The organism is Rhodoferax sp. GW822-FHT04A08, assembly GCF_058801025.1.
In genome coordinates, this window is sequence record NZ_JBXAMW010000013.1 from 108,272 (window position 1) to 122,341 (window position 14,070).

Genomic DNA, 14,070 nt, shown 5'->3' on the forward strand with positions numbered 1-14,070 from the left:
TGGGCATCGTTACACCGCTGAATGGGGGAAGTCCCTAGAATTTCCTCATGCAAAGCCCAAGCTTCGTCACCAGCGCGCCCGCCCTCAAGGGCATATCGTCCATGGCCACGCGCCAGCTCCTGAACGAGCTGCTGGCGCTGTATGCCGCGCGCGGCGGCAGCACACTGCAACTCGAGTCGGTAGGCGGTGTGGACGCCGCCAAACGGGTGCAGGCGGACGAGCCTTTTGACATCGTCTTTCTGGCCAGTGACGCCATCGACAAGCTGGTGGCAGCCGGCAAGCTGGACGCGCAGAGCAAGGTGAATCTGGCCGACAGCGGTGTGGCATTGGCAGTACGTGCGGGTGCCGCGCAGCCCGACATCCGTTCAGCGGAAGCGGTGCGCCAGGCCGTACTGGCTGCCAGGAACATCAGCTACTCCACCGGCCCCAGCGGCGTGGCACTGGCAAAACTGTTTGATGTCTGGGGCATCACCGATCAATTGCAGGGCCGCATCGTCCAGGCGCCACCCGGCGTTCCGGTGGGCACCCTGGTGGCGCGTGGCGAGGTGGAGCTGGGCTTCCAGCAGCTGAGCGAACTCATCAATCTGGAAGGCATCACCCTGCTGGGCAATCTGCCTCCCGAGATCCAGATCACCACCACATTCTCCGCCGCCATCACATCCGCGTCCGCCCACAAGAAAGCGGCGCAGGAGTTTCTGCATTTCCTGGTGTCCGATGACGCAGCGGCCGCCAAGCGGCGCCAGGGCATGGAACCGGCTGCAGCCTAACCCGGGCAACCAATCCCACAACAAGCAAAGAGCCAACAAAGAGGAAACATATGAAAAAACCGCTCATCATTGACTGCCACGGCCACTACACCACGGCCCCCAAAGCGCTGGAGACCTGGCGCAATGCGCAGATCGCCGGCATCAAGGACCCGGCATCCGCTCCCAAGGCATCGGACCTGAAGATCAGTGACGACGAGCTGCGCGAAACCATCGAGCTCAACCAGTTGCGCCTGATGAAGGAGCGCGGCAGTGACATCACCTTGTTCAGCCCACGCGCCAGCTTCATGGCCCACCACATCGGTGACTTCCAGGTCTCCAGCACCTGGGCAGCCATCTGCAATGAGTTGTGCTTCCGTGTCAGCCAGCTTTTCCCCGACAACTTCGTGCCCGTGGCCATGCTGCCGCAATCCCCCGGTGTAGACCCCAAGACCTGCATCCCCGAGCTGGAGAAGTGCGTCAAGGAATACGGCAACGTCGGTATCAACCTGAACCCGGACCCGAGCGGCGGCCATTGGAACTCGCCGCCCTTGAGCGACAAGCACTGGTACCCAATCTACGAAAAGATGGTGGAGTACGACATCCCCGCCATGATCCACGTAAGCACCAGCTGCAACGCGTGCTTTCACACCACCGGCGCGCACTACCTGAACGCCGACACCACGGCCTTCATGCAGTGCCTCACCAGTGACCTGTTCAAGGACTTCCCCACCCTGCGTTTCCTGATTCCGCATGGCGGCGGTGCAGTGCCCTACCACTGGGGGCGCTTCCGCGGTCTGGCACAGGAGCTCAAGAAGCCGCTGCTGGAAGAGCACTTGCTCAACAACATCTTCTTTGACACCTGTGTCTACCACCAGCCCGGCATTGACCTGCTCAACACGGTGATCCCGGTGAAGAACGTGCTGTTTGCGTCCGAAATGATTGGTGCGGTACGCGGCATTGATCCGCAGACTGGCCACTACTACGATGACACCAAGCGCTATATCGAATCGTCCAAGATTTTGAGCGACGACGACCGTTTCCAGATTTACGAAGGCAATGTGCGCCGCGTGTTCCCACGTCTTAACGCATTGCTGCAAAAGAAAGGCAAATAAGTATGTACGAACTCGGAGTAGTCAAACGCAACATCACCCGCGCCGACAAGGCTGCGGTAGAGAAACTGAGCCGCTTCGGTGTGGCCACCATCCACGAGGCCATGGGTCGCGTGGGCCTGATGAAGACCTATATGCGTCCGGTCTACAAGGGCGCGCGCACCTGCGGTACCGCCGTGACCGTGCTGCTGCAACCCGGCGACAACTGGATGATGCATGTGGCCGCTGAACAGATTCAGCCCGGTGACGTGGTGGTAGCAGCCTGCACCACCGACAACACCGATGGCTTCTTCGGCGACCTGCTGGCGACCAGCTTCAAGGCACGCGGTGCGGCGGGCTTGGTGATCGACGGCGGAGTGCGTGACGCGGATGAATTGGAGAAGATGGGATTCCCCACCTTCAGCCGCGCCATCAGCGCAAAAGGCACCATCAAGGCCACACTGGGCTCCGTCAATATCCCGGTCGTCTGTGCCGGTGCGCAGGTGAATCCCGGTGACGTGGTGGTTGCCGACGTGGATGGCATCGTGGTCGTGCCCGCAGCCCGTGCACAGGAAGTGGCGGATGCCGCCGAGAAGCGCGAAAGCTTTGAAGGCGAAAAGCGTGAGAAGTTTGCCGCAGGCGTTCTGGGTCTGGACATGTACAAGATGCGCGAACCACTGGAAAAAGCCGGTCTGCGCTACATCGACTGAAAGCCGCACGCATGAGCAACGCTCCCAGCAAACCCACCACGGGTGACTTCACCAAGACCGCCGGATGGCTGGACTGGTACACCGGCCCGTCCAAGCCGCGCTTCCAGGTGCCCGCCGGCGCCGTGGACGCGCACTGCCATGTCTTCGGACCCGGTGCCGAATTCCCGTACGCGCCCGAACGCAAGTACACGCCTTGCGACGCCTCCAAGCACCAGCTCTACGCCTTGCGCGACCACCTGGGCTTTGCCCGCAACGTAGTGGTGCAGGCCACCTGCCACGGCGCCGACAACCGCGCCATGGTGGACGCGCTGCTGAACTCCGGTGGCAAGGCACGTGGCGTGGCCACCGTCAAACGCAGCGTGAGCGATGCCGAGATCCAGGCCATGCACGACGCCGGCGTGCGCGGCGTGCGCTTCAACTTCGTCAAGCGCCTGGTGGACTTCACCCCCAAGGACGAGCTGCTGGAAATCGCCGGCCGCATCGCCAAATGGGGCTGGCATGTGGTGATCTATTTCGAGGCAGTGGACTTGCCCGAGCTGTGGGACTTCTTCACCGCCCTGCCCACCACCGTGGTGGTGGACCACATGGGCCGCCCCGACGTGAGCAAGCCGATCGATGGTCCGGAGTTCGAGCTGTTTGTGAAGTTCATGCGCGAGCACAGCAATGTGTGGAGCAAGGTGAGCTGCCCCGAGCGCCTCTCGGTCACCGGACCCAAGGCCCTGGACGGTGAACAGAACGCATACCAGGATGTCATCCCCTTTGCCAAGCGCATCGTCGAGGAATTCCCCGACCGCGTGCTCTGGGGCACCGACTGGCCGCACCCCAACCTCAAGGACCATATGCCCGACGATGGCTTGTTGGTGGATTTCATTCCCCATATCGCCACAACGCCAGAGCTGCAGAAGAAGCTTCTGGTCGACAACCCCATGCGCCTGTACTGGCCCGAGGAAAATTGAATGTCATTAGATAAACCATACCTGGATGTGCCCGGCACCATCATTTTTGATGCCGAGCAGTCGCGCAAGGGCTATCACCTCAACCAGTTCTGCATGAGCCTGATGAAGGCCGAGAACCGTGCCCGCTTCAAGGCCAACGAACGCGCCTATCTGGACGAGTGGCCCATGACCGAAGAGCAGAAGCAGGGTGTGCTCACGCGCGACCTGAACCGCTGCATGGCTGCTGGCGGCAACATCTACTTCCTCGCCAAGATCGGTGCTACCGACGGCCTCTCATTCCAGCAGATGGCCGGCAGCATGACGGGCATGACCGAAGAGGAATACCGCAACATGATGATCAACGGCGGGCGCAGCGTCGAAGGCAACCGCTACATCGGTGAAGACGGTGACGCGCAGGCAAAGAACCAGCCCCAGGGCTCGGCCAACAAAAAAAGGGAAGCCTGAACATGGCACGCATAACCGCATCTGTATACACCTCGCACGTCCCCGCGATCGGTGCCGCACTCGACCTGGGCAAGGACAAGGAGCCCTATTGGGCCCCGCTGTTCAAAGGCTATGAGTACTCCAAACAGTGGATGAAGGACAACAAGCCCGACGTCATTTTTTTGGTCTACAACGACCACGCCACGGCCTTCAGCCTGGACATGATTCCCACCTTCGCCATCGGCACGGCAGACAAGTTCGAACCGGCCGACGAAGGCTACGGTGCGCGCCCCGTGCCCACCGTGATCGGCCATCCTGAGCTGGCTTCACACATTGCCCAGTCGGTGATCCAGCAGGACTTTGACCTCACCATCGTCAACAAGATGGACGTGGACCACGGCCTGACCGTGCCGCTGTCCCTGATGTGCGGCAACCCGCCCAAGGAAGATTTCCATTGGCCCTGCCCGGTGATTCCGTTTGCCGTGAATGTGGTGCAGTACCCCGTTCCCAGCGGCCAGCGCTGCTTCAACCTCGGCCAGGCCATCCGCAAGGCGGTGGAGAGCTATGACGAAGACCTGAACGTGCACATCTGGGGCACGGGCGGCATGAGCCACCAACTGCAAGGTCCACGCGCCGGCCTGATCAACAAGGAATTCGACAACGCCTTTCTGGACAAGCTGATTGCCGACCCCCGTGCCGCCGCCGCCATTCCACATATCGACTATGTGCGCGAAGCCGGCAGCGAAGGCATCGAGCTGGTGATGTGGCTGATTGCCCGCGGTGCCATGGATGATGTGGCCGGACGCGCCGATGGCGTGAACCTCAAGCACCGCTTCTTCCATGTGCCGGCGTCCAACACGGCCGTGGGCCATCTGATTCTGGAGAACAAATAATGACTATCAAAGTAGCACTCGCAGGCGCAGGCGCCTTCGGTATCAAGCACCTGGACGGCATCAAGAACATTGATGGCGTGGAAGTGATTTCCCTCATCAGCCGCGACCTGGAAAAAACCCGCGAAGTGGCCGGCAAGTACGGCATTGGCCACGTGACCACCGAGCTGGCCGATAGCCTGGCCATCCCCGAGCTGGACGCCGTCATCCTATGCACCCCCACGCAGATGCACGCCGAGCAGACCATGGCCTGCCTCAAGGCCGGCAAGCATGTGCAGGTGGAGATTCCGCTGGCCGACAGCCTCAAGGGCGCGCAGGACGTGGTGGCGCTGCAGAAGCAGACCGGGCTGGTGGCCATGTGCGGCCACACCCGCCGCTTCAACCCCAGCCACCAGTACGTGCACAAGAAGATCCAGGCCGGTGAATTCAACATCCAGCAAATGGATGTGCAGACCTACTTCTTCCGCCGCACCAACATGAATGCGCTGGGCCAGCCGCGCAGCTGGACCGACCACCTGCTGTGGCACCACGCCGCCCACACTGTGGACCTGTTCGCCTACCAGTGCGGCAGCCCCATCGTGGCAGCCAACGCGCTGCAAGGCCCCATCCACCCCACGCTGGGCATTGCCATGGACATGAGCATCCAGCTCAAGGCCGCCAACGGCGCCATCTGCACGCTGAGCCTGTCCTTCAACAACGACGGCCCGCTGGGCACCTTCTTCCGCTACATCGGCGACAGCGCCACCTACATTGCCCGCTACGACGACCTGTTCAACGGCAAGGAAGAGAAGATCGACGTCAGCAAGGTGGACGTGTCCATGAACGGCATCGAGCTGCAGGACCGCGAATTCTTCGCCGCCATCCGCGAAGGCCGCGAACCCAACAGCAGCGTGGCTGGCGTGCTGGCCTGCTATGAAGTGCTGCACAAGCTGGAGCAGCAGCTGCAGGGCTGATTTTTCTTTCTGTTCGCATCTGTGCGGGGCACACTCCATCCGGGGTGTGCCCTTTTTACTTATTGCTTGCCGCACAATCCGCACATGAGCAAAGCCAGCCCATCCGCCAAAACCACCGCTGCCCGCAAAACCGCCAAAGCCCCGACCGTCATGCCGGTGCACGATGAGCCGGGCCACCTGATCCGCCGCGCGCAGCAACTGGCCGTGGCACGCTTTCACGAAGTGCATGGCCGCAATGCCACGCCCATCCAGTACGCCATCCTGCGCACCCTGCAGGAGTCGCCGGGCATTGACCAGGTGACGTTGGCGCAGAAGATTGCGCTGGACACCTCCACCACCGCCGACATTGCCACCCGCCTGGAAGCCAAGGGCTGGATTGAGCGCAAGGTGATGCCGCGGCGCCAGCGCAGCCTGTCGCTGACGCCAACCGGGGCGGAAGTATTGCTGGAACTGCAACCGGGTATCGAGCTGGTGTACCAGGCCGTTTTGAGAAATCTGGAGCCGGCTGAACAGGACGAGTTCATGCGCCTGTTGCGCAAACTGGTCCAGATAGACAACTGAGAACCGCCCAAACCTAGGGTTAACACGGATCAAATTGTGCTGGTCAATGGGAAAGTCATTCCGTACAATGAATGTCATTCAGTACACGTATTCACTCCAAGGAGAATGTCCATGTATCCCAAGAACGCCTGGTATGTTGCTGCCACCCCCAATGAGATTGACGAGAAGCCCCTGGGCCGCACGATCTGCGGCGAGAAGATCGCGTTCTTCCGCGGCCCCGAAGGCGTGGTGGCCGCAGTGGAAAACTTCTGTCCGCACCGCGGCGCTCCCTTGTCGCTGGGCTATGTGAGCGAAGGCAAGCTGGTGTGCGGCTACCACGGCCTGCACATGGGCTGCAACGGCAAGACCGTGTCCATGCCCGGCCAACGTGTGCAAGGCTTCCCTGCCGTGCGCAGCTATCCGGTGGAAGAACGCTACGGCTTCATCTGGGTCTGGCCCGGTGATGCGGCCCTGGCTGACAAGGCCACCATTCCCCACCAGGAGTGGTATGACCATCCCGAGTGGGCCTTCGGTGGCGGCCTGTTCCACATCGCCTGCGACTACCGCCTGATGATCGACAACCTGATGGACCTCACGCACGAGACCTATGTGCACTCCACCAGCATCGGCCAGAAGGAAATCGACGAGACGCCCAGCAAGACCACCGTGGACGGCACCACCGTCACCACCGCGCGCTATATGGACAACGTGACGCCACCGCCCTTCTGGAAGCTGGCCCTGCGCGGCAACAACCTGGCCGACGACGTGCCAGTGGACCGCTGGCAGATCTGCCGCTTCACACCGCCCAGCAACGTGATCATCGAAGTGGGCGTGGCGCACCGCGGCCACGGCGGCTACGACGCACCCAACGAGTTCAAGGCCTACAGCAAGGTGATCGACTTCATCACCCCCGAGACCGAGACCTCCATCCACTATTTCTGGGGCATGGCGCGCAAGTTCAACCCTGCCGACAAGGCGCTCACCGCCACCATCCGCGAAGGCCAGGGCAAGATCTTCAGCGAAGATTTGGAGATGCTGGAGCTGCAGCAGAAGAACCTGCTGGCCTATCCCGACCGCAAGCTGCTGATGCTCAACATCGATTCGGGTGGCGTGCAGGCACGCAAGATCATCGACCGCATGCTGGCCGAAGAGCAGGCCGCTGCAACGGCCAAGGCTTGAGGCATGACGATGCATACCAGTCCCATACTGTCCGTACGTGTCGCGCGCAAGGTAGCGGAGGCGCTGGACATCAGCAGCTTCGAGCTGGTCTCCGTTGACGGCTCTGCCCTGCCCGCCTTCACGGCCGGATCGCATGTGGACGTGCATTTGCCCAACGGATTGATACGGCAATATTCCTTGTGCAATGACCCGCGCGAAAGTGGTCGTTACCTGATTGGTGTGCTGCGTGACGCGTCCTCCCGTGGCGGTTCGCGCGCCATGCACGACGAGATTCAGGAAGGGCAAACGCTGCAGATCAGCGCGCCCCGTAACCATTTTGCGTTGGCGCCTGAGGCCAAGCGCAACCTGCTGCTAGCAGGCGGCATCGGTGTCACACCCATCCTGTGCATGGCCGAGCACCTGAACGCTACGGGCGCAGACTTCGAGATGCACTACGCCAGCCGCACGCTGGAGCGCACGGCGTTTTACCAGCGCATCAGCGACTCCGCGTTTGCCAAGCAGGTGCAATTCCACTTTGACGATGGCGCTGCCGAACAGAAGCTGGACCTGCCCGCCCTGTTGGCAAAACCCCAAGCAGGCACCCATCTGTATGTCTGCGGCCCCAAGGGCTTCATGGATGCGGTACTCGCCAATGCACGCGCGCAGGGTTGGCCGGAAGAGCAGCTGCACTATGAGTTCTTCACGGCCGAAGTCGTCCACTCCGACAGCGATGCCAGCTTCGACGTCAAACTCGCCAGCAACGGACGCATCGTGCGCATCCCGAAGGACAAGACCGTGGCCCAGGCACTGGCCGATGCGGGAGTGGAAATCATGCTGTCCTGCGAGCAGGGCGTATGCGGAACCTGCCTGACGCGGGTGCTCGAAGGCACGCCAGACCACCGGGACAGCTACCTGCTGCCAGAGGAACAGGCCGCCAACGACCAGTTCACACCCTGCTGCTCGCGCTCCAAGAGCGCCATGCTGGTACTGGACCTATAAAGGGCGCGGGTCGCGGCTGGCGACCCAGCGGGACACCGCCGGGCCTGCCAGCAGCACCATGATGAAACGGGCCATCTGCATGGCCATCACAAAGCCCGCATCTACGGCGCTGGTGGCGGCAATCACTGTCACCGAGTCGGCACCACCCGGGCTGGTGGCCAGGTACGCGGTGAGCGCATCAAAACCCATCCAGTGGCTGAGCAGCAGCGCATGCAGGCCGCCCACCACCACCAGCGCCAGAATGGCGCCCAGCACGACAGGCAACACCCTCCAGGCATACAGCAGGCTGGCCCGGTTGAACCGCAGGCCGATGCTCCAGCCGATCAGCGCATACGCCAGCCCCAACAGCAAGGACGGAAGCTCCACCTGAAACAAGCCCAACGCAGGCAAAACGATCGCCAGCAACATGGGAAGCCACATGCCTCCACCCGGAATCTCAAAGCGCCGGGCCAGGGCGGCGCCACCGCCGGCCAGCAACAGGGTGGCGCCTGCATTCAACGGGCTCTTCAGCGTCCACCAATCCACCTCGGCTACCGGCAGGACGGCATGATGGCTTCCAAAGTGCGCGACCAGTGAGGCCAGTGCCGTCACAACCACCACCCGCGAATACTGCATGAAGGCCACCAGACGCACGTCGGCACCAAAGTCTTCCGACATCAGCACCATGGCAGAAGCGGCGCCCGGCGCCAGGCCCCACACCGCCGTACTGCCCGGCAAGATGCGCATGCGCATCAAAAACCAGCCCAGCACCGCGCTGGCGGCGATCACCGAAAAGGTAATACCCAGGAAGAAAGGCCAGTCGCTGGCCAGCCGTTCCAGCATGGGCCATTGCAGGCTTCGGGCAATCAGGCAACCCACAATCCCCTGTGCCAGCGCAAACAGGTTGCGAGATGGAGCCAGAACATATCCCCGGTGCCCCATCCAGATGCCTGCCAACATACAGCCCAGCAACATACTGGCAGGGAGCTGCAGCAAATGGAGCAGGCCCACCAGCGCGGCGCTCAGCAGCAACAGCAACGGCCAGCGCATTCGGTCAGGGATCATGCAATACGGGTTCGTGAAACAGGTGTGAAACCATTATCGCGAATGCACATGACGGCACTTTTGGCCCACATCGCCGGCTTGACTGACGTCATGTTTCTGACCCCGTTTTAAAAAATCATCTTGTAAGTTTCGAGTCAGAATCGAATCCTATGCTGCGACGCACCATGAACGCCTCCCTCAGCATTCGCCTCGGCCTTGAAGACCTGCTTGCAGATCTGCGCCATGCCCGCCGACATGCGGAACTGGGGCGACTGGCGCTGCTCGCGTACTGCGAGGTGCGTGGCTGGGCCCGTCAAGCCGGGGAGATCGGCATCGCCAGCCAATCCACCAAGATGTTTACCGAAAACCCCTACGTGAACAAGGAAGACTTCCTGGTGAAAGTGGATTCGCTGATCCATTCACTTGAGCGGCTTCAGTCCGGCTCACCCATATCCCAACATGCCTTCATGTCGGCGCAAGGTGCCGACATGCCCTGCGCACCTTCGCGCTGAAACCGCTGCCGCTTGCTATGCTGCACGGTAGCGTGGCGCGCTATTTGCGTCATGCGCTCCACTGATATGAACCAGGCACTGCGCATCGTTGTTGTTTCCACCGATCTGGATATCCTGGATCCACAGGATGAGCACGCCCAGCAACAGGCCGAGCGCTCACGCAGCCTGCGCATTGGTTTGCTGGAAAGCGGTTTCAATCTGGTGGCCTCGTTGCCAGGAGATGTGTTTCTGACAGAGCGGCTGGCCCAGTTGCGGCCCGATCTGATCATCGTGGACGCCGAAAGTGACGCCCGGGATGCGCTGGAGCATGTGGTGATGGCCACGCGCGACGAGCGCCGCCCCATCGTGATGTTCACCAACGACCAGGACAGCGGCAATGCGCGTGCCGCAGTGGCCGCCGGGGTGACGGCCTACATCGTGGCCGGTCTGCAGCCCGAGCGCATACGCCCCATTCTGGATGTGGCCATGGCCCGCTTCCAGCACGAGCAGGCACTGCGCAAGGAACTGGCCGACGCCCGCTCCGAACTCAACGAACTCAGCGCCACGCTGCAGGAACGCAAAGTCATAGACCGCGCCAAGGCGCTTCTGATGGAGCGTCAGAAGCTCAGCGAGAGTGAGGCCTACGCCAGACTGCGCAAGGCCGCCATGGACAAGAACATGAAGATCGTGGAAGTGGCCCAGCGCATGCTGGACGTGGCCGATCTGATGGGCTGAAACCGCCACTCTTGGTGCGTTGCACAAAAGAAGTGCGAGCCCTGCAATTCGTAGACTCCATTACAAACAAGCTTGTAGACCAATACCAGAAAGCATTTGACGCTATAACTTCTATAGCTGCCAAACATGGCACGCAGTTTGCGTAGAAAAACACAAGACCAGTGATGGTCAACTGATGTGCACCATCCAACGGCGGGCGGTGCAGATCACACCGGACAAAGGCGTCCCCACGCGTTCAGCGCTACCAGCGACTGAGCGCCGTGCGGACGCCTTTTTGTTTTTGTTTTTCTAACCTGGAGTGTTGCCTTGACCGATCTGCTCAAACACAAACTCACCCGTCGCGCGGTACTGCAAACCGCAGCTGTTGGCGCCTTTGGCGTGGACCCCGCACTGCGTGCCGCGGTGTACGCCGCCGGCTCCGATGCACCGGAAAAGACGGAGGTCAAGATCGGCTTCATTCCACTGACCGACTGTGCCAGCGTGGTGATGGCATCGGTGCTGGGCATAGACCAGAAGTACGGCGTCAAGATCATCCCCAGCAAGGAAGCCAGTTGGGCCGGCGTGCGCGACAAGCTGGTCACCGGTGAACTGGACTTTGCCCACGTGCTCTATGGTCTGGTGTATGGCGTGCATCTGGGAATCGGCGGCCCCAAGAAGGACATGGCCGTGCTGATGACGCTCAACAACAACGGCCAGGCCATCACCCTGTCCAAGAAGCTAGCGGACAAAGGTGCGGTGGACGGCGCCGGCCTGGCCAAGCTGATGGCATCGGACAAGCGCGAGTACACCTTTGCGCAGACCTTCCCCACTGGCACCCATGCCATGTGGCTGTACTACTGGATGGCGGCCAATGGCATCAACCCCCTGAACGACGCCAAGGTCATCACCGTGCCACCTCCCCAGATGGTGGCAAATATGCGCGTGGGAAATATGGACGGCTACTGCGTGGGCGAGCCCTGGAACCACCGCGCCATCATTGACGGCATCGGCATCACTGCGGCCACCACCCAGGACATCTGGAAAGACCACCCGGAAAAAGTGCTGGGCACTACCGGTGACTTCGTCAAGAAGTACCCCAACACCGCACGCGCCGTGACGGCCGCCATCCTGGAAGCCGGCAAGTGGATCGATGCCGGCCTGCAGAACAAGAACAAGATGGCCGAAACCATTGCCGACAAGAGCTACGTCAATACCAGCGTGGACGCGATCAACCAGCGCATTCTGGGTCGCTACCAGAACGGCCTGGGCAAGACCTGGGACGACCCCAACTTCATGAAGTTCTACAACGACGGCGCGGTGAACTTCCCCTACCTGTCGGACGGCATGTGGTTCCTCACACAGCACAAGCGTTGGGGCCTGCTCAAGGAGCATCCCGACTACCTGGCTGTGGCCAAACAGATCAACCAGATCGACATCTACAAGCAGGCTGCCACTGCCACCAAGACGCCCATTCCAAAGGACGTGCTGCGCACCTCCAAGCTGATGGACGGCGTGGTCTGGGACGGCAAGGACCCTAAGAAATACGCCGACGCCTTCAAGGTCAAGGCCTGAGTATCCGTGCCGAACTCTCACGCAAAGGAGCCCACCATGGTCAGTGCTGTTTTTCACTCCCCCTTGGCCACTGCAGCCGAAGACGTGGCCGTCATGCACGTGCCAGCCAAGCCGGCACCGGTGGTGGTGCCAACCGCCCCCACCGAAGCCCGGTCGGGCTACGACTGGAACGCGTTGCTGATGGCCGTCCTGCCGCCGGTGCTCGGTCTGGCCCTGCTGGTGCTGATCTGGGCTGGCATCAGCATGGGAACGGGTGGCAGCATCCCTACGCCCACCGAAACGGCCAAGCAGGCAGTGGCAATCTTCAGTGATCCATTCTACCGCAAAGGCCCCAACGACCAGGGCGTGGGCTGGAATGTGCTGATGTCGCTGGAGCGTGTGGCCATGGGCTTCGGACTGGCGGCGGTGGTGGGCATACCAGCAGGCTTTCTGATCGGGCGCTTCGACTTCCTCAGCCGCATGTTCAACCCGCTGATCAGCCTGATGCGTCCGGTCTCGCCGCTGGCCTGGCTGCCCATCGGCCTGCTGGTCTTCAAGGGCGCCAACCCGGCGGCCATCTGGACCATCTTCATCTGCTCCATCTGGCCCATGATCATCAACACCGCCGTCGGCGTGCAACGCGTGCCACAGGACTACATGAACGTGGCGCGCGTGCTGAATCTCTCCGAGTGGAAGATCATCACCAAGATTTTGTTCCCCTCGGTGCTGCCCTACATGCTGACGGGTGTGCGTCTGGCCGTGGGCACTGCCTGGCTGGTGATTGTGGCCGCCGAGATGCTGACAGGCGGCGTGGGCATCGGATTCTGGGTATGGGACGAGTGGAACAACCTCAACGTGGCCCACATCATCATCGCAATCTTTGTCATTGGCATCGTCGGGCTGGTTCTCGAATACGCATTGATCAAGGTCGCAACCGCATTCACATTCGAAGAGGTGAAGTCATGAGCACAGAGTCCATGGTCAGCAAGTTCATTGAAATCCAGAGCGTGGCGCAGACGTTCAAGACCCGAAAGGGCTCTTTCCCCGCGCTACGCGACATCAACCTCACGGTGGCCAAGGGCGAATTCGTGGCGCTGATCGGTCACAGCGGCTGCGGCAAGTCCACGTTGCTCAACCTGATCGCCGGGCTCACGCTGCCCACCGCCGGCACCCTGCTGTGCGCCAACCGCGAGATCGCCGGCCCCGGCCCCGAGCGCGCCGTGGTGTTCCAGAACCACTCGCTGTTGCCTTGGCTCACCTGCTTCGAGAATGTGTACCTGGGCGTGGAGCGCGTCTTTGGTGCAGCCTCCAAAAGCACCGGCGCGCCTTCTGAAAACAAGGCACAGCTCACCGCACGCACCGAGGCCGCACTGGCCCTGGTCGGCCTGACCGCCGCCGCACAGAAACGTCCTGGTGAAATCTCCGGCGGCATGAAACAACGCGTGGGCATTGCCCGCGCCCTGGCGATGGAACCCAAGGTGCTGCTGATGGACGAGCCCTTTGGCGCACTGGACGCGCTCACCCGTGCCAAGCTGCAGGACGAGCTGCTGGAGATCGTGGCCCGCACCCAGAGCACCGTGGTGATGGTGACCCATGACGTGGACGAAGCGGTGCTGCTGTCCGACAAGATCGTGATGATGACCAATGGCCCCGCCGCCACGATTGGCGAGGTCTTGCATGTGGACCTGCCGCGGCCACGCTCCCGCGTCGAACTGGCCGACAGCCCGCAGTACCTGGGCTATCGCAAGGCCGTGATCGACTTCCTCTACACCCGGCAAGCCCACGTGGAAAAGGCAGCCTGAACAAACCCCGTTCACCGGAGACTCCT

At 61.6% G+C, this 14,070-nt stretch carries 16 protein-coding genes; 15 read left to right on the forward strand and 1 reads right to left on the reverse strand.

Annotated elements, in window-relative coordinates; translation table 11 throughout:
* The first annotated feature begins 47 nt into the window (after nucleotides 1–47).
* The 10 genes from AC1RMF_RS20940 to AC1RMF_RS20985 all read left to right on the forward strand — a co-directional run bounded on the left by AC1RMF_RS20940 (nucleotide 48) and on the right by AC1RMF_RS20985 (nucleotide 8,463).
* Nucleotides 48–767, forward strand: a complete 720-nt coding sequence (locus tag AC1RMF_RS20940; RefSeq protein ID WP_493144061.1) for a substrate-binding domain-containing protein — start codon at nucleotides 48–50, stop codon at nucleotides 765–767.
* 50 nt (nucleotides 768–817) lie between these two features.
* The gene (locus AC1RMF_RS20945; RefSeq protein ID WP_493144064.1) at nucleotides 818–1,858 is read left to right on the forward strand and encodes an amidohydrolase family protein; all 1,041 of its coding nucleotides are present in this window, start codon (nucleotides 818–820) and stop codon (nucleotides 1,856–1,858) included.
* Between the two features lie 2 nt (nucleotides 1,859–1,860).
* Entirely contained in the window at nucleotides 1,861–2,544 is a 684-nt protein-coding gene (gene ligK / locus AC1RMF_RS20950) for a 4-carboxy-4-hydroxy-2-oxoadipate aldolase/oxaloacetate decarboxylase (RefSeq protein WP_342619171.1), read from the forward strand.
* An 11-nt stretch (nucleotides 2,545–2,555) separates the two neighbouring features.
* Nucleotides 2,556–3,500 (forward strand): amidohydrolase family protein, encoded by a 945-nt coding sequence (locus tag AC1RMF_RS20955; RefSeq protein ID WP_493144066.1) that lies wholly within the window; start codon nucleotides 2,556–2,558, stop codon nucleotides 3,498–3,500.
* Nucleotides 3,501–3,944, forward strand: a complete 444-nt coding sequence (ligA, locus tag AC1RMF_RS20960; RefSeq protein ID WP_342619173.1) for a protocatechuate 4,5-dioxygenase subunit alpha — start codon at nucleotides 3,501–3,503, stop codon at nucleotides 3,942–3,944.
* Between the two features lie 2 nt (nucleotides 3,945–3,946).
* Entirely contained in the window at nucleotides 3,947–4,816 is an 870-nt protein-coding gene (locus AC1RMF_RS20965; RefSeq protein WP_342619174.1) for a class III extradiol dioxygenase subunit beta, read from the forward strand.
* Nucleotides 4,816–5,766 carry a Gfo/Idh/MocA family oxidoreductase gene (locus tag AC1RMF_RS20970; RefSeq protein WP_342619175.1) on the forward strand — a complete coding sequence of 317 codons (951 nt, stop codon included), beginning with the start codon at nucleotides 4,816–4,818 and terminating at the stop codon, nucleotides 5,764–5,766. The genes AC1RMF_RS20965 and AC1RMF_RS20970 overlap by 1 nt, the downstream gene beginning before the upstream one ends.
* Before the next feature lie 84 nt (nucleotides 5,767–5,850).
* Nucleotides 5,851–6,327 carry a MarR family winged helix-turn-helix transcriptional regulator gene (locus tag AC1RMF_RS20975; RefSeq protein WP_493144068.1) on the forward strand — a complete coding sequence of 159 codons (477 nt, stop codon included), beginning with the start codon at nucleotides 5,851–5,853 and terminating at the stop codon, nucleotides 6,325–6,327.
* A 111-nt stretch (nucleotides 6,328–6,438) separates the two neighbouring features.
* Nucleotides 6,439–7,485 carry a Rieske 2Fe-2S domain-containing protein gene (locus AC1RMF_RS20980; RefSeq protein WP_493144069.1) on the forward strand — a complete coding sequence of 349 codons (1,047 nt, stop codon included), beginning with the start codon at nucleotides 6,439–6,441 and terminating at the stop codon, nucleotides 7,483–7,485.
* Nucleotides 7,486–7,494: 9 nt separating this feature from the next.
* A complete protein-coding gene (locus AC1RMF_RS20985; RefSeq protein ID WP_493144071.1) occupies nucleotides 7,495–8,463 on the forward strand; it encodes a PDR/VanB family oxidoreductase in 969 nt (322 codons plus the stop codon).
* On the opposite strand, the gene AC1RMF_RS20990 is transcribed toward AC1RMF_RS20985, so the two are convergent.
* Nucleotides 8,458–9,507: an AbrB family transcriptional regulator gene (locus AC1RMF_RS20990; protein ID WP_493144073.1), complete on the reverse strand. Its 1,050-nt coding sequence runs from the start codon at nucleotides 9,505–9,507 to the stop codon at nucleotides 8,458–8,460. The two genes, AC1RMF_RS20985 and AC1RMF_RS20990, sit on opposite strands and share 6 nt — an antisense overlap.
* Nucleotides 9,508–9,671: 164 nt before the next feature.
* Here AC1RMF_RS20990 and AC1RMF_RS20995 point away from each other — a divergent pair, with 164 nt between their 5' ends.
* From AC1RMF_RS20995 to AC1RMF_RS21015, 5 genes are all read left to right on the forward strand, one after another.
* Nucleotides 9,672–9,998, forward strand: coding sequence for a hypothetical protein (locus AC1RMF_RS20995; protein WP_342619178.1), 327 nt, complete (start codon nucleotides 9,672–9,674; stop codon nucleotides 9,996–9,998).
* Between the two features lie 66 nt (nucleotides 9,999–10,064).
* Nucleotides 10,065–10,712: an ANTAR domain-containing response regulator gene (locus AC1RMF_RS21000; protein ID WP_342621025.1), complete on the forward strand. Its 648-nt coding sequence runs from the start codon at nucleotides 10,065–10,067 to the stop codon at nucleotides 10,710–10,712.
* A 306-nt stretch (nucleotides 10,713–11,018) separates the two neighbouring features.
* A complete protein-coding gene (locus tag AC1RMF_RS21005; protein WP_493144075.1) occupies nucleotides 11,019–12,263 on the forward strand; it encodes a CmpA/NrtA family ABC transporter substrate-binding protein in 1,245 nt (414 codons plus the stop codon).
* A 36-nt stretch (nucleotides 12,264–12,299) separates the two neighbouring features.
* Nucleotides 12,300–13,208: a nitrate ABC transporter permease gene (gene ntrB, locus AC1RMF_RS21010; RefSeq protein ID WP_493144077.1), complete on the forward strand. Its 909-nt coding sequence runs from the start codon at nucleotides 12,300–12,302 to the stop codon at nucleotides 13,206–13,208.
* Entirely contained in the window at nucleotides 13,205–14,044 is an 840-nt protein-coding gene (locus AC1RMF_RS21015) for an ABC transporter ATP-binding protein (RefSeq protein ID WP_493144079.1), read from the forward strand. The genes ntrB and AC1RMF_RS21015 overlap by 4 nt, the downstream gene beginning before the upstream one ends.
* Nucleotides 14,045–14,070 lie beyond the last annotated feature (26 nt).

Excerpts from the sequence above, each read along its gene's own strand:
- AC1RMF_RS20945 (WP_493144064.1), top strand. The coding sequence starts at position 818 with ATGAAAAAACCGCTCATCATTGACTGCCACGGCCACTACACCACGGCC.
- AC1RMF_RS20995 (WP_342619178.1), top strand. The coding sequence starts at position 9,672 with ATGAACGCCTCCCTCAGCATTCGCCTCGGCCTTGAAGACCTGCTTGCA.
- AC1RMF_RS20965 (WP_342619174.1), top strand. The coding sequence starts at position 3,947 with ATGGCACGCATAACCGCATCTGTATACACCTCGCACGTCCCCGCGATC.
- AC1RMF_RS20985 (WP_493144071.1), top strand. The coding sequence starts at position 7,495 with ATGCATACCAGTCCCATACTGTCCGTACGTGTCGCGCGCAAGGTAGCG.
- AC1RMF_RS20970 (WP_342619175.1), top strand. The coding sequence starts at position 4,816 with ATGACTATCAAAGTAGCACTCGCAGGCGCAGGCGCCTTCGGTATCAAG.
- ligK (WP_342619171.1), top strand. The coding sequence starts at position 1,861 with ATGTACGAACTCGGAGTAGTCAAACGCAACATCACCCGCGCCGACAAG.
- AC1RMF_RS21000 (WP_342621025.1), top strand. The coding sequence starts at position 10,065 with ATGAACCAGGCACTGCGCATCGTTGTTGTTTCCACCGATCTGGATATC.
- ntrB (WP_493144077.1), top strand. The coding sequence starts at position 12,300 with ATGGTCAGTGCTGTTTTTCACTCCCCCTTGGCCACTGCAGCCGAAGAC.
- ligA (WP_342619173.1), top strand. The coding sequence starts at position 3,501 with ATGTCATTAGATAAACCATACCTGGATGTGCCCGGCACCATCATTTTT.
- AC1RMF_RS20990 (WP_493144073.1), bottom strand. The coding sequence starts at position 9,507 with ATGATCCCTGACCGAATGCGCTGGCCGTTGCTGTTGCTGCTGAGCGCC.
- AC1RMF_RS20940 (WP_493144061.1), top strand. The coding sequence starts at position 48 with ATGCAAAGCCCAAGCTTCGTCACCAGCGCGCCCGCCCTCAAGGGCATA.
- AC1RMF_RS20980 (WP_493144069.1), top strand. The coding sequence starts at position 6,439 with ATGTATCCCAAGAACGCCTGGTATGTTGCTGCCACCCCCAATGAGATT.
- AC1RMF_RS20955 (WP_493144066.1), top strand. The coding sequence starts at position 2,556 with ATGAGCAACGCTCCCAGCAAACCCACCACGGGTGACTTCACCAAGACC.
- AC1RMF_RS20975 (WP_493144068.1), top strand. The coding sequence starts at position 5,851 with ATGAGCAAAGCCAGCCCATCCGCCAAAACCACCGCTGCCCGCAAAACC.
- AC1RMF_RS21015 (WP_493144079.1), top strand. The coding sequence starts at position 13,205 with ATGAGCACAGAGTCCATGGTCAGCAAGTTCATTGAAATCCAGAGCGTG.